The organism is Algorimicrobium echini (assembly GCF_900115185.1).
Lineage (GTDB): Bacteria > Bacteroidota > Bacteroidia > Flavobacteriales > Flavobacteriaceae > Algorimicrobium > Algorimicrobium echini.
Map to the genome: position 1 here is coordinate 1,287,312 of NZ_FOVN01000001.1, position 14,899 is coordinate 1,302,210.

Below are 14,899 nucleotides of genomic sequence, written 5' to 3' on the forward strand. Positions count from 1 at the left end.
TTATTTGAATTAGTTATTATAAAAAAGGCTTCAATTTAATTGAAGCCTTTTTTTTATTTGATTGCTTTTTCCAAACCATTTTTTCCGCCCACAATTGGAAGTTGTAAAGTCGTTTTATCCAAATCAATGGTTAGTTCCGTTCCGGGTTTTGGTAAAATAGTGAATTGATTGTCACTTGAGAAAATCATTAAACCTATTTGTTGTCCTTTAGGAATAACTTGGTCATCGGGTTGTAAATCGAAATTCACGGTATAAAATGTCCCTGGTTTTAGAGGGTCACTTTCGGTAATAGATTTATGGTTTTGAGGATCTGCCCAGCCACGTGTAATAATGTTATCGGTTATTTTTGCCCCTTTTTCTGTATTCCAAGGTAATGATACCAGCCAAATAGATAAATTGGCAGCAGGCTTACTACTAGCAAGTGTAACGGATATTTTTGCTAAACCAGAAATATGTAAGTCTTCCGTTAAAGTGGGTAATGTATATAATAACCTATTGTTAGATTCTTTAGCCTGCGCTAAATCTGTTCCTGAAATCGTAGCATCATCAGTTAAAACTTCTGTGCCTTGATTGTTAATTGTTGTTGGTGAAAGTCGACCAGAAGTTTTGCCACCTTTTCCTAAATGGAGTGTTACGTGTTCGGCATCAGGATTAGGATAGTCTTTATAAGCTGTGGGTTTTAATCTGTCATCATTTTCACGAACAATCCATGCTTTCGCATCATTTTCAACACCATTATCTATACCATGTAGATAATGCGTGAACCAACGATTCATCATAGACAAGGGAGGCGGACCTCCATGACCAAATTGATGATAGTAAATTTGAACCGGTAAACCCATGTCTTTGGCAGCTTGATAAATACGGTAGCTATGTTCAGGCATCACATTCCAATCATTAAAACCATGAGACATTAATAATGCTGCTGTCATTGGCTTCATCTGATTTAAATAATCACGTCCAGCCCAGAAATCATTATAGTCGCCTGTTACACGATCCATCCCATTTTTCATTTCGGTATCACGAACGGTTTTGTTATTATAAGCGCGTTTAGATTCATCGCCACTATGGATAAAATCGTATAGGACATCAATATCTTCTCCAAGATAACCACCTGGTGAACGCACCAATCCGTTAGAGCGGTAATAATGATAATAAGATGTATTTGGGGCTACTGGAATAATGGCTTCCAAACCTTTAACGCCTGTTGTGGCTGCTGCTAAAGGGATTGTTCCATTATAACTTGTGCCAGTCATGCCTACTTTTCCTGTGCTCCAAAATGCCTCCACAGTTTCATTGCCATCTGGCGTTGTGTATCCTTTAGCACGACCATTTAGCCAATCTATTACGGCTTTTGGTGCTAAAGACTCATTTGGACCACCTACCGTTGGAGCGCCTTGTGATAAGCCTGTTCCTGGAGATGAGGAATGAACTACAATATAACCACGTGGAACCCAAGTTCTAATTTGTGAATTTGAAATAACAGGTCGCTTACCTGTTCGTTTGACTTCCACATGTGTTCGTGGTTTTTCAATTTCACCAAGCTCATGATTAACATTCCAGAATAAACCATCAGCATCACCTGCTACACCTGCGTAATATGGACTGGATTCGTAAACAATAGGTAGTTTTAAACCTTCGGTATCGGTCTGTTTCGGCCGTGTAACATCCACATGCATTCTGTCCATTTTCCCATCACCATCGGTGTCAAAAGTCGTTTCAACCCATAAATCATGACGAACCCAATCGTCAGGATTGCTAAAAGCTTCAACTATTTGAGCTTCGCCATTTTCAAAAACTGGAATGGCTTTTTCTTGCCCCTGAATGTTGTAAAGCCCTAAAAAGCTTAATAAAACAAAAAGGAAGTTTGAGTGTTTTTTCATAAAAATAGTTTGTAAAAATAAGGATAACAAGTTAGCTGTTTTTATCAACAATCTCAAATTAGGGTTTACAATAAATTTTAATTCATATAAGTTTATAGTACTTTTACCAATCTTAAATTTATCCATACTTTGATATCAAAATCTACCATAGATCAAGTCTTTGAAACCTCTCGTGTTGAAGAGGTAATAGGTGATTTTGTGCAATTAAAAAAATCGGGTAGTAACTATAAAGGATTAAGCCCGTTTAGTGATGAGCGTTCTCCTAGTTTTATGGTATCGCCAGTAAAGCAAATTTGGAAAGATTTCTCAAGTGGGAAAGGTGGAAATGCTGTTGCTTTCCTAATGGAACACGAGCATTTTACATACCCAGAGGCTATAAAATATTTAGCCAATAAATACAACATAGAAATTGAGGAGACCGAACAGTCTAATGAAGAAAAAGCACAGGCTGATGTCCGTGAAAGCCTATATTTAGTGAGTGAATATGCAAGCAAGTATTTTCAAAATATATTACATAAAACGGATCCTGGAAAAGCCATAGGTTTAAGTTATTTTAAAGAACGTGGATTTACTGAAGAAACCATTAAGAAATTTGATCTAGGGTACTCTTTAGATGAATGGCAGGCATTTACTGATGACGCTTTAAAAAAAGGTTATCAGTTAGAATTTTTAGAGAAAACAGGATTAACCATAGTTAAAGGAGATAAACAGTTTGACCGTTTTAAAGGTCGGGTTATGTTTCCTATTCAGAGTATGAGTGGTCGCGTTCTAGGATTTGGTGGTCGTATTTTAATTTCTGATAAAAAAGCTGCTAAATATTTAAATTCACCAGAAAGTGATATTTACCATAAAAGTAAAGTGTTATATGGTATTTTTCATGCAAAACAAAGTATAGCTAAAGAAGATAACTGTTATTTGGTTGAGGGTTATACCGATGTTATTCAGTTTCACCAACGTGGTATAAAGAATGTAGTTTCCTCATCTGGAACGGCTTTATCACCCGAACAGATTCGACTAATAAATAGGCTTACTAAAAATATAACTGTGTTGTTTGATGGTGATGCAGCAGGATTAAGGGCTTCATTGCGTGGTATAGATTTAATTTTGGAGCAAGGTATGAATGTTAAGGTTTGTACGTTCCCTGAAGGTGATGATCCAGATAGTTTTGCAAAGGAAAACTCATTAGATGACATAACTTCTTATTTAGAAGAACAAGCACAAGACTTTATCCAGTTTAAGGCGTCCTTACTTGTAAAAGAAGCTAAAAACGATCCGATTAAAAAAGCAGAAACCATTCGTGATATTGTGAATAGTATTGCTAAAATTCCCGATCGCATTAAAACTGAAATATATATTCAGGAATGTGCCCGAATTATGGATATTAGCGAGGCTGTTTTATTTAGTACACTTGCCCAGATTACTAAAAAAGAAACTCAAGAAAGCAACAAGCAATACAAACAAGAACAAAAAGCTTTCGATGTTATTAAAAATGAACAGCAGTCTGCTAAAAAAGTGGATATACAGTATGAACTAGAACGAAAAATTATCCAAATACTGTTGTTGTATGGAAATAAAACGGAAGATTTTGAAGATTTAATTTTGAAAGAAAACGACGCTAATGAATTGGTTTTAGAACCTGTAAAGCATCAAGCAAAAGTATTTGAAAAAATATATTTAGATTTACAAGAGGATGAAATGCAGTTTACAAATGAAACATTTAGGGATTTATATTACACCATTATTGAAACCCTAAATCAGAATCCTGATTTTGTAATTGAAAATATAGTAAATACTGTGGAGCCTGTCATGGCAACAGAAATCACAACTATTTTAATGGAAGATGAGCGTCACACCTTGTCAGATTGGGAACGTAAAAATATTTTTCCTAAACCTAAAAATACCACTATAGCCCAACTGGTAAGCGAAACAATTTTAAGTTTACGTTGTTACTTAATAGATTTAAAAGTTCGTGAATTCCAACAGGAAACATTAAGAAATGCTAGTGATACCAATAGGAATATATTGGAAGAAGTTAAAGATTACTCGGGATTAAAAATGTTATTATCTAGGAAGTTAAACCGTGTTTTATAGTTCTAAAAGTTTTGCTCGACTAATTAAATCAACAATATTAGAAACATTTAATTTTTTCATAAGTCTTGCTTTGTAAGTACTTACGGTTTTTTCGTTAATATCCAACTCTTCAGCTATTTCCTTGTTTTTTCGGCCAGAAGCTAGTAATTTCAAGACTTCAATTTCTCGCATGGATAGTTTTTTATAGTACGATCCAGATCTTGAACCACGTTTTTTAGAAGACATTTGCTCTGCAATCTCATGACTCAAATAGACGTTTCCATCATTCACTTTTAAAATAGCTTCTTTAACAGTCATAATATCTGCCGTTTTCATTAAGTAGCCTTCTGCACCAGATTTTATGGTGTTTATAGCGTAAATTTCTTCAGGTTGCGAACTGAATATGATGGTTTTAACTTTTGGGAATTCTTTTCTTAATCGGCGTAAGGCTGTAATTCCATTTAGTTTTGGCAAATCAATTTCACTTAAAATAATATCAACAGGATGTTGCTTTAGGAAATCAAAAATAGCTTCTCCGTTATTGACACCTCCAACAACTTGAATTTGAGGAGATGTTACAAACAATAACTCAAGCCCTTTTCTAACAATAGGGTGGTTATCAACTACCAACAATTTTATCATTATAAATGAATTTTGAAGTTAATACTTATGAGGCGTTGCTATTTGTTGAGAGTACTTTATAAAGATAAGAAATATCTTATACAAAGTTTGCAATTATTTAAATTTATTTGGAATTTCACAAATTGGTATTGGGTTCATTTTGTGTTTATTAGCATTGTTGAAGCGTTTAAATATTTTAAAAACCTCTTGGTTTCTACCTTCAAAATCAGTTTCCTGTTTACCAGCATCATTCATCATCATTGCCCATTCTAATTCCGGATACGAGGCGCCTATTTGGTCTTCATCACTACGCGTGTCACCAAATAAGCCATCGCTTGGTGCGGCTTTCATAATGGATTTGGCTACATTTAAATACTCGCCTAAAGCATATACTTCCGATTTCATTAAATCGGCAATTGGACTTAAATCCACACCGCCATCACCATATTTTGTATAAAAACCCACACCAAAATCTTCAACTTTATTGCCAGTTCCTGCCACCAATAGTTTCTCAAGTCCCGCATAATAATATAAGGTTGTCATTCGTAAGCGAGCTCGAGTGTTTGCAAGCACCATATCTACAATGTCTTGTTTACCTTCCATTAAAACTTCCTTTTTAAACGCTTCAAATACAGGCGTTAAGTTGGCTATAGTAGCTCGAACATTCGGATATGTTTCTTTTAGAAATTGTATGTGTTCTTGGCCTCTAGATACATGACTTTCAGCTTGATGTATGGGCATCTCTACACATAAAACATCTAATCCTGTTTTGGCACAAAGCGTAGAGGTAACAGCAGAATCTATTCCTCCAGAAATGCCTACAACAAAACCATTAACTTTAGCGTTTGTAGCATAATTGTTTAACCAAGATACAATATGATTGACGATTTTTTCTGTTTGCATTTTAATGGATTTTTAAAGCAAAGTGATGTACCTTTGCGTAACAAAAATATAGCAATCATAGGATTAATAAAAATTAACAACCTATAAGTTTTTATGAGATATTTAGTGAATTTTCTTATCGTTCTTTGTTTTTTGTCTTGTGAACAAGAAAGTCAAGTTGAAAAGGATATAGAAAAAATTGAAGTTGATTTTACAGTAGAACGCTTTGACAAGGCTTTTGGAGATGCAACTCCTGAAGATTTACCCAAATTAAAACAAGCCTTTCCGTTTATGTTTCCTGAACAATATCCAGATGAATTTTGGGAAGCGCGCATGCAAGATACACTCCAACAGCAATTAATAACAGAAAGCAGTCAAATTTTTGATGATTTTAGTACTGAAAAGGACGACATTACGAGGCTTTTCCAACATTTAAAGTATTATTTTCCTGAATTTAGAGTTCCGCGTGTTATTACAACTACTTCATCTGTAGATTATAGAAATAAAGTAATTGTTACTGATACATTGGTGCTTATTTCTATTGATACTTATTTAGGAAAGGATCATGAGTTTTATAATGGGATTTCTAAATACCTAAAAGCTAATTTTGAACGCAACCAAATTGTAGTAGATTTAGCAGCAGCTTATGCCGAGAAGCAAACCTTTCAGATGGCAAGGAAAACGCTTTTGGATGAAATGATTTATTTTGGGAAGCAACTTTATTTTAAAGACGTCATGATTCCATTTGTTTCAGAACACGATAAAATTGGTTACACGGAAGACCAATTAAATTGGGCTCAAGAGAATGAATGGTTTATCTGGAATTATTTTATAGGCAAAGAACTGTTATATGATACCAATGCTAAAATACCATCTAGATTCATAAATCCAGCGCCTTTTTCTAAATTTTATTTAGAGCAAGTAGATAATGAATCGCCAGGAAGAATCGGTCAATTCATTGGCTGGCAGATAGTAAAATCTTATATGGATAACAATACAGTTAGTATAAAAAGTTTGTTAACTGCAGAACCACTAGAAATTTTTAATAATAGTAAATATAAACCAAAAGAGAATGGCTAATTTGAAATCGACAATAGAATTAACGGTTGAATTAGATGAAAACCGTGTGCCAGAACATTTATCATGGACTGCCCAAGATGGTGGTATAGACAATGAAGAGGCTAAAGCAATGTTGCTTTCCGTTTGGGACAGTGAGAAACAAGAAACGTTACGAATTGATTTGTGGACTAAAGATATGCCTGTAGACGAAATGAAATTGTTTTTTCATCAAACTTTAGTTGCTATGAGTGATACGTTTAATCGGGCTACTCAAGATGAGAAAATGACCGCAACTATGAAGGATTTTTGCGATTATTTTGCTGAAAAATTAGAATTAAAAAAATAAGAAGCTAGCCATAAGTAATAAATCCCAAAAGTTACTTGACGCGTAGTAGAAATACTTTAGTTTTTTAAAACTTTTGCTACGCGCAACTTATAAAGGGTAATTACTTTTAGATAGCTTCTTTAATACGCTTGATTAGGGGTTTTATTAATCCTTATTAGGCGCTAAATACTTATAAAGTAATCCAGCTAGAATAGCACCCACTATTGGTGCAACCCAAAATAACCATAACTGGCTCGTAGCCCAATCGCCAACAAATAAAGCTTGACTGGTACTTCTAGCAGGATTAACAGATGTATTTGTAACGGGTATACTTATTAGGTGTACTAAAGTAAGGGCTAAACCTATGGCAATGCCACCAATTCCAGGAGAGGCATTTCTATGAGTAGCACCTAAAATAACAATGAGGAACATAAACGTCATGACAATTTCGGTTACTAAAGCGGAAGTCATGTCGTAACCCATTGGAGAATGTTCTCCGTAACCATTTGCAGCAAACCCATCTGCCAAAGAAAAATCTGGATGGCCACTGGCTATTAAATATAGAATACTTGCACCAGCAATACCGCCTAAAACTTGGGCAATTATATAACCTGGTAACTCCTTGCCGTCAAAACGACCACCAATCCATAATCCAATAGATACAGCGGGATTAAAATGAGCGCCAGATATATGCCCAACCGCATAAGCACCAGTAAGTACAGTTAAACCAAATGCGGCAGCTACACCTGCAAAGCCAATTCCTAATTCTGGAATTCCAGCTGCTAAAACAGCACTCCCACAACCTCCTAGAACCAGCCAAAAGGTTCCAATAAATTCTGCTAAAATTTTTTTCATGTTTTTAATGTTTAGTTAGTTTAATTATTTGATTAGTAGATAATTAAATTTACAAAAAAAACTTAAGCAAAAACGGTATTATTTTAATATGGAAATTATAAATAAAAATATGTTATTTAATGTCTTGAACACACCTAAATCCTAAATGATTTTGTCCAGAATCTACAGATGTAGCCATTCTAGATGTGGATCTGTAATTGGAGCAGTATTGATCGCTACACAAAAATGAACCGCCTTTAATAACACGTTTTTCAGTAACGTAAGGGTCGTTTGGATCGTAACTTGAATCAGGACCTGTAGGATTATAGCATAATTTTGTGCCATTAGCTAAATACATTTTTTTAGTGTCAGGTCTGTACCAATCTGTAGTCCATTCCCACACGTTCCCAATCATATCATAAAGTCCAAAAATATTTTCGGGATAAGTTTTAACGGGAGCAGATGCTGCAAAACCATCTAGTTTTGTATTGTTATGAGGAAAGTCTCCTTGAAAAAAATTAGCTAGATACGCTCCTTGCGGTGTTAATTCTTTACCCCATACAAATTGGTTGTTATTGTCACTTCCTCTGGAAGCAAATTCCCATTCAGCTTCTGTTGGTAGGCGCTTGCCAGCCCATTTAGCATAGGCTTGTGCGTCTTCAAATGCTATTTGAACCACAGGATGGTTGTCTTTTCCGTCAATTGAGCTTTCTGGACCCTCTGGGTGTTTCCAGTCGGCACCAGAAACCCAAGACCACCATTGGCTAAAATCGTTTAAATTAACACTATGGTTTGGTGGAGAAAATACTAAAGAACCAGGCTTTAAAACGGAGTCATGAGGTTTAGGAGTGCCTTGTGGTAAATCTTTTTTTATTTGTTCCCAGTCTATAGGTCTTTCGGATACTGTTTTGTAGCCTGTTTCGTCAATAAATTTTTTAAATTGAGCATTGGTTACTTCCGTTTCATCCATATAGAACGCATCTACTTTTACTAAAACTTCAGGTCCTTCATGATTTTCAGCGTAAGATTCTCCACTGCCCATAATATAGGTGCCTCCAGGAATATAAACCATTCCTAATGGTGTGGCTTTATTTAGGCTTGTGTTTTTTGCTGAATCCTGCTCACTTGATTGCTCATTATTGTTTTTACACGAATAAACAACTATTAGTAATATAGCGATCCCGATGTGTTTTGTTAGTTGCGTCATGAGTACTTAAGTTTAAAAATTCAATTATTTTGTAAGTCTTTGTGTTTGTTTATTTGGTTCTTTTTTGATGCTGTAACAATATTGCCATCAAAAACGCGTAGTCTCAAAATAAAATCACTAGAACTGTTATTTGTAGCCGTGTTATTTTTAGTTTCATTGAAAATCAAATATACTTCAAATTTCCAATTGTTTTTTAATTTATATCCTAAGCCTGGTTCTAAACGTATTAAGTCGTTATATCGGTCAGACTTTTTTAAATTGAAAAAGACTTCCGCGCTTAATGGAATATAAAATCCGTCAACAAAATCGGTTAAGTGTTTATTGTATTCTAATATAGTTGATAAACGGTATCTGAGTCTAAATCCAGATGTCCAACCCGAGTTATTAAAGTTGTTTTGAAAACGTTCTTCTAAACGAACATAATTGTTTAAAGTAATACTTTTTATGGTTGGGATATCAAATTTAAAGCCTTGGAATAAGCGAAATTCCAGGTTATCTTTAGCATCAAAGTTTTGTGTGTAAAACAATCCAGTTCCTAAATGAAATGATTGTACTACGGGTTTTTCTAAATTTAAAAAACTCAAACTTTTTTCATGTGGTATTTCTAGTGCAGACATTACTACAAATCGGTTAAAAGCTTCTGGAAAAATTTTTCTGAAGCTTACTTGAGTTTGTAATTTTTTAGCATTAAAAACTGAATGAGCAAAATTATAATCCAACCATAGCTGGCTATTTACTTTAATATCCTGATTAACCAAACTGTCTTGTGCTTGCACTGTGTATAAACTAAAAATACATGTTAGAATAAACAGAATGCTAGGTTTCATAACTGACTTTGGAAATTTAGGCACTTACCATATCACCGAATTTATAGGGATAATTGGAACTATTTGCTTTTTTGGAATGGATAAATGATTTTCCAGTCCTCTTTCATATTAATAACCGTCCAACCTTTTTCTCGAGCTTCATCCAAACCTTGATCTAATTTGCCAATATGAGAGTCTCGATCATAAGCCCATTCGCGATCAGCATCGGTATGATGGAGGTATAACTGAAATGATTTGTATCTATTAGAATCTGTCCATTGTAACATTTGTAAATCGCCATCTGAATTTCCTGAAGCAAACACAGGTTTTCTGCCAATAAACCTGTTTATTCCAACGGGTTTTCCTGCTTTATCATCAATAAAATCAATTTTTGGGAGGCGTTTTATAACTGGACTTCCATTATTATAATCGTATTCTGTTGCTATACTGCTGCCCACTACTTGGTCTTTAGGAATTCCATATGCATCTTCAACCCATGGTCTCATAAATTCAATACCACCACCTGAAACTATAAAAGTTTTAAAGTTATTTGCTCTTAAATAATCTAAAAGTTCTAACATAGGCTGGTAAATAAGTTCGTTGTAGGGTTTGTTAAATCGAGGGTGTTTAGCAACCATTAGCCAGTCTTTTACAATTTTTTCAAACGCTTCTGTAGACAATCCGGAATGGGTTGCCATTATAATTTCTAATAAACCTTTTTCGCCAAAAGACATAAGGGTGTTGAGGTCATCTTCTAATATGGATTGGTAAGGTTGGGTGTTTTTCCACTCGGGATAATCTGGCGCGAGTTGTTTTACTCTGTCTATAGCAAAAAACAATTGAAAATAAGCAGGTTGTTCAGACCATAAATTACCATCATTATCAAATGTAGCAATCCTGTCTATTTCTGGAATAAAATTTTCGCTAGTTTCATTCGTTACATCTTGAACGTAATCCATAATAGCCGTTTTAGTGTTTCCTTCATTCCAAGATGGCAAAGGGTCTTCTGAAACATTATTAGAAGTCTCAACTACTTTTGTCTCATTTTTATTTGATTCATCTACACAGCTCGTAAAGAGAAAAAAACTCAAGCATAAGGTTAAAAATGTTTTCATAAAGATTGGTTTATTAGATTATAATTTTCTAGCAACACCTATCCCTATCGAGAAGGAGTTATACGCGTTAATTTTTAAATCGTTGGTAATGTTACTAACAAGTTCCCAGTTTTCGTGAAATTCATAGCTATATTCTATTCCTAAACGGAACAGTGTGAAATTCTCCTCTTTTGAAAACTCGCCACCAAAACCAACAAGAGCAGAAAAATGATTGCAAAATTTATATGAAGCCACTAAAGCTGGTGCAATAGGAGTACTTCTTTCAATTACAGAGTTTTCTTTTGAATAATTTTCGACACTATAATCTTCTAAAACAATGTCTGTATGTAGCCCTATGGCCCATTTTTCATTTATTTCGTAATAATAATTTAACTCAAAAGAGGGTGTTGATAGCCAGTTTTTATTTCCATTTTCGTTAACTGACTCTAAAATTTGTGTATGCCCTAACAAAAACTGTAAACTATGTTTTTTTTCTTTTTCTTGTTCTGTTTCTTGTGCATGAGTAATCCAAATACTTGTTAGAAGTAAAACGGTAATTAAATATGCCTTTTTAGTAATCATTGGTTATGAGTGTAATATATGAGTGTTGTTTTATTCTTATTTAGGGAATAATAAAATAACATTTGCCCGAATTCCCCAGTCTGCATTTAAAGGGTTATTGCCATAAAACACTTTCGGGCCACCACCTAATTGCATCTTTTGTTTACCAAAGGAAACTACTTTAGAATAATAAATACCTGCAAAACCACCAAAAATGTCATTATCCCAGCTTTGAGTGTTTTCGGAAGCTACAGTAACAGATGCACCACTTTTAGAAGCGTAAGTAATAAAGGGTTGAAAGAAAGTTGCGTTAACATCATTAATACCACTGCCTGCATAGGACCACATATGGTTGACAATAGCGCCATACGTCCATTGGCCTTTTATTTTTAAAGCAAGTGCATTTGGTCCTGCTGTCCACTTATTTAAACCGAGAGCATCATTCGTGGCAGTTGGAAGCAATAGTATAGGTCCCACACCCCAAACGAAACCGTTTTTAGCTTCTTTGGGTGAGAAATAAATGCTTTGAGCAATATCACCTAACCCAGTTTCATTATTTCCTTTTCCAGTAACATCACTTTGTGAAATTACGGGTATTATAGATCGGCTAATCATGTTCCAATTATCGCTAATAGAAATAGGAATTACGGGTTGAATATTTAAATTGTATTTAAAACCATCCAACGGACCTATGCCAAAATCAAAGTTATTTTGCATGGGAACACTTATTAGGTCAGCTACAGGATTTGCCAGTTGTTTTGCTAATTCTTCAGCAGATACAGTTTCTTGTGTTTGTGCATTGGATAAAATGGTAATAAATAAAAATATAAATAATAGACAGTATGAAGGAATTTTTTTCATGGTTTTTACTAGATATTATTGCTTGGTATTAGTAAAAATAAACTTTTTAATTTGGACGTCAAAATAAATATTAGCATGTGGCAAATAGCTCATGTTTAATGGTTTATTTTTTTTGTAATTAAGCCTTTAAAAATATACTGTATTAAGGAATACATCATAGCGGTTGTCCATACAATAAGCATGATACCATTAATAGCTTCTATACCTGACAATATGCGCCAATCGCCAATTAAAACAATATCACCAAAACCCAAGGAAGTGAAGGTTGCTAAAGAAAAATACCAGGCTTCTGTAAAATTTGCAAATGCACCATTAGTATCAGGTATTAATATATAGGTGATTGCCCAAATTATGGTTTGCAAGCCATGTAGAAATGTAAAAAAAAGAAAAGAGGTCGATAAAAGCCGCAATATTTTTTTTGAAGGATACAATTTCTCTTTCTTCTGGAAAATTGGAGCTATTCTTTTAAGCCAAATGGTATTTGCTATGGCTTGTATGCCAACATTTATGGTAATAATTAAGCTTCCTAAAACAAGTGCTAATAGCATATTTTTTAATTTTTAACTCACAAAGAAAACAAAAAAATCTTTCACATTTTATTAGCGTTTGTATGTAATTATTTTTTCAATTTTAAGAGTACAACTATTTCAGTATAAATGTTGCTTGTGCTTGAATGAGCCAGTCGGCATCCGTTGGGTGTGCTACATATTTAAATATGCCTGCTTTTAAATTTATAGGAAGGTATTTATTATGGGTAATTAATTTGCCTGCTCCTGCCCCTAATGGTATTGTCCATTGTTGTTCGGTTTTAGCCTTCCAGTTTGCTGTAATAATTGGACTGGAATAAATATACCAGTCTTTTTTTAATTTTTTGGAAAGGAAGATTTGGGAATATAGATAATTAACATCGTCATTACTACTAGATCCTGCAACAGAAAAGAAATTTTGTAACATTAAACCAAAAGTAAATCCTTTGGCTTGTTTAATTGCTGTTACTGAAGGTCCAATAGATAGTTTGTTGAAACCTAAACTTTCATTTACAGAAGGAAACATAAATACAGGTCCCACTCCCCAAGTAAAATTGCTTGGATCTGAAGATGTTATTGTAGTTAAAAATGTAATATTTCCCAAGCCATTTTCATATCCTGTAGAAGTTGGTTTGTTCATAATAGGGAGCGTGGTTTGTGTTATTAAAACCCATTTTTCAGATATTTTAACGGGTATAATAGGCTGTATATTTAAAACGTTGGTGTTTTTATCAAACACAGATAGGTTGTATTCCAAAGGAATACTTGCCATATTAGCAATTGGGTTTTGAATTTTGTCCTCTAAATCTGTGCCGTCCTGAATAAAATCCTCATTACCAAATTTTTCTTGAGTAAAACCAGAAATAGAAAATATTGTGTAGCATAGCACTAGTGTAAATTTTTTCATAAATAAATATTCTTTAAGTTAGAATTAAAATTTATTGATTTACGCTAAAAGCTATAAGGGAATTATAAATATATAATAATTTATTGTAAAAACCTGATATTCATTTTATTGATATATAAAAAAAGCATTGAAATGCTCTTCAATGCTTTTTTTGTAGATTTATTTTTTTGGATGTTTATTCAGCTTTTACTTCAACGATCTCATACATGTTTTTACCATCTACTTGAATTGGTTGATAATACGTATCACCAAATTGAACGTAAGTAACTTCACCAACTTTTACTTCTTCACCACCTTCTGGTAGTCCTGGGACGATTGTTCCTGCAGTGGCAGGGACAACAACATATCCTTCCGCATTTTTTTCGTAAAAAGCACCGCCATAATAGTAATTGTTGGTTGTTTCGTTTACGGTTACCTCTTCTGCTTCTTTAGGGATGGATGGAACTTCTGCACCAACAGGTGCTTGTACGGCAACAAAACCATCTTCAGTTTTCAAGTAATAGGTGCCGTTATCATAGTGGTATTCATCCTCGTCGTCGTCATCATTTACAATGCTAACGATAATAGCAGTTGTAGCTAAAGAAGTAACAAAATAACCCCATGGATGCCATACGGGTCCCCAATAAAAAGGTCTGTACGGATGGTAATAATAAGGTCTGTGACAGTAGTAACGGTGACCTCCGTATCTGTAAGGTGGTCTCGTATAACGAACAGAACTAGATCTAACACGCGTGTTTCTAATGTTATTATGGCGACTGTTGTTTACATTAATGTTTACATTGTTATTGCCAATATGGGTTTTGTTTCCTACGCGATTGTTATTTTTAGTTTTAATGTTAGATGTTTTTTTATTTCTGGTGTTTAATTTTGGGGCATTATTCGATCCTTTTCTATTAGTTACTTTACTATTGTTTCTGTTTGTGGATACTTTTTTATTAGCCGTTCTACTAGGTGTTTTAGTAGTAGGTTTTGAAAAATTTCTGCTTTTATTTTTTGTGTGACCGCCATTTATAGATCGGGAAGGCGTGCTTCTTGTTGGCATTGTTCTAGTGGCTTTTGGTCTACTAGAAGGTCTAGACATGGTGTGTCCGCCACCACGTGACATGGTGTGTCCACCGCCTCTAGAAACACCATGCCCTAGGCGTTGTGCTTTAATAGACTTAAGCGGTAGAACTAAAGCTAGAAATAAAACAAGTAATCCAGCGTATGTTTTTAATTTTGGTAAATATGTGTTCATAATAGTCATGTTTGTTGGATTGTGT

Annotated in this window: 15 protein-coding genes; 3 read left to right on the forward strand and 12 right to left on the reverse strand. The window is 34.3% G+C overall.

Features of this window, described 5'->3' with window-relative positions; translation table 11 throughout:
* Window positions 1-53 precede the first annotated feature (53 nt).
* Window positions 54-1,883, reverse strand: a complete 1,830-nt coding sequence (locus BM239_RS05795; protein ID WP_092206798.1) for a Xaa-Pro dipeptidyl-peptidase — start codon at window positions 1,881-1,883, stop codon at window positions 54-56.
* A gap of 129 nt (window positions 1,884-2,012) precedes the next feature.
* Here BM239_RS05795 and dnaG point away from each other — a divergent pair, with 129 nt between their 5' ends.
* The gene (gene dnaG / locus BM239_RS05800) at window positions 2,013-3,974 is read left to right on the forward strand and encodes a DNA primase (protein ID WP_092206662.1); all 1,962 of its coding nucleotides are present in this window, start codon (window positions 2,013-2,015) and stop codon (window positions 3,972-3,974) included.
* Here dnaG and BM239_RS05805 read toward each other — a convergent pair.
* On the reverse strand, window positions 3,969-4,595 hold the full coding sequence (locus BM239_RS05805) for a response regulator (RefSeq protein ID WP_092206663.1): 627 nt from the start codon (window positions 4,593-4,595) through the stop codon (window positions 3,969-3,971). The genes dnaG and BM239_RS05805 overlap by 6 nt on opposite strands.
* Before the next feature lie 93 nt (window positions 4,596-4,688).
* The gene (nadE, locus tag BM239_RS05810) at window positions 4,689-5,477 is read right to left on the reverse strand and encodes an NAD(+) synthase (RefSeq protein WP_092206664.1); all 789 of its coding nucleotides are present in this window, start codon (window positions 5,475-5,477) and stop codon (window positions 4,689-4,691) included.
* Window positions 5,478-5,570: 93 nt separating this feature from the next.
* Here nadE and gldB point away from each other — a divergent pair, with 93 nt between their 5' ends.
* Together gldB and gldC are read left to right on the forward strand one after the other, a co-directional pair.
* Window positions 5,571-6,536, forward strand: coding sequence for a gliding motility lipoprotein GldB (gene gldB / locus BM239_RS05815; protein WP_092206665.1), 966 nt, complete (start codon window positions 5,571-5,573; stop codon window positions 6,534-6,536).
* Complete coding sequence (gene gldC, locus BM239_RS05820) at window positions 6,529-6,861, forward strand: gliding motility protein GldC (protein WP_092206666.1); 333 nt, start codon at window positions 6,529-6,531, stop codon at window positions 6,859-6,861. The genes gldB and gldC overlap by 8 nt, the downstream gene beginning before the upstream one ends.
* 144 nt (window positions 6,862-7,005) lie before the next feature.
* On the opposite strand, the gene aqpZ is transcribed toward gldC, so the two are convergent.
* The 9 genes from aqpZ to BM239_RS05865 all read right to left on the reverse strand — a co-directional run bounded on the left by aqpZ (window position 7,006) and on the right by BM239_RS05865 (window position 14,874).
* A complete protein-coding gene (gene aqpZ / locus BM239_RS05825; RefSeq protein WP_092206667.1) occupies window positions 7,006-7,695 on the reverse strand; it encodes an aquaporin Z in 690 nt (229 codons plus the stop codon).
* A 112-nt stretch (window positions 7,696-7,807) separates the two neighbouring features.
* Window positions 7,808-8,881 carry a formylglycine-generating enzyme family protein gene (locus BM239_RS05830; RefSeq protein WP_092206668.1) on the reverse strand — a complete coding sequence of 358 codons (1,074 nt, stop codon included), beginning with the start codon at window positions 8,879-8,881 and terminating at the stop codon, window positions 7,808-7,810.
* A gap of 20 nt (window positions 8,882-8,901) precedes the next feature.
* On the reverse strand, window positions 8,902-9,708 hold the full coding sequence (locus BM239_RS05835; RefSeq protein ID WP_092206669.1) for a DUF2490 domain-containing protein: 807 nt from the start codon (window positions 9,706-9,708) through the stop codon (window positions 8,902-8,904).
* 59 nt (window positions 9,709-9,767) lie between these two features.
* A complete protein-coding gene (locus tag BM239_RS05840) occupies window positions 9,768-10,802 on the reverse strand; it encodes an HAD family hydrolase (protein WP_092206670.1) in 1,035 nt (344 codons plus the stop codon).
* Between the two features lie 18 nt (window positions 10,803-10,820).
* Window positions 10,821-11,363 carry a porin family protein gene (locus tag BM239_RS05845; RefSeq protein ID WP_092206671.1) on the reverse strand — a complete coding sequence of 181 codons (543 nt, stop codon included), beginning with the start codon at window positions 11,361-11,363 and terminating at the stop codon, window positions 10,821-10,823.
* Between the two features lie 36 nt (window positions 11,364-11,399).
* The gene (locus BM239_RS05850; protein ID WP_092206672.1) at window positions 11,400-12,203 is read right to left on the reverse strand and encodes a hypothetical protein; all 804 of its coding nucleotides are present in this window, start codon (window positions 12,201-12,203) and stop codon (window positions 11,400-11,402) included.
* A 95-nt stretch (window positions 12,204-12,298) separates the two neighbouring features.
* Window positions 12,299-12,751: an ion channel gene (locus tag BM239_RS05855; protein ID WP_092206673.1), complete on the reverse strand. Its 453-nt coding sequence runs from the start codon at window positions 12,749-12,751 to the stop codon at window positions 12,299-12,301.
* 94 nt (window positions 12,752-12,845) lie between these two features.
* Window positions 12,846-13,637, reverse strand: coding sequence for a neuromedin U (locus tag BM239_RS05860; RefSeq protein WP_092206674.1), 792 nt, complete (start codon window positions 13,635-13,637; stop codon window positions 12,846-12,848).
* Between the two features lie 175 nt (window positions 13,638-13,812).
* Window positions 13,813-14,874 (reverse strand): DUF6515 family protein, encoded by a 1,062-nt coding sequence (locus tag BM239_RS05865; RefSeq protein ID WP_092206799.1) that lies wholly within the window; start codon window positions 14,872-14,874, stop codon window positions 13,813-13,815.
* Between the last annotated feature and the right edge of the window lie 25 nt (window positions 14,875-14,899).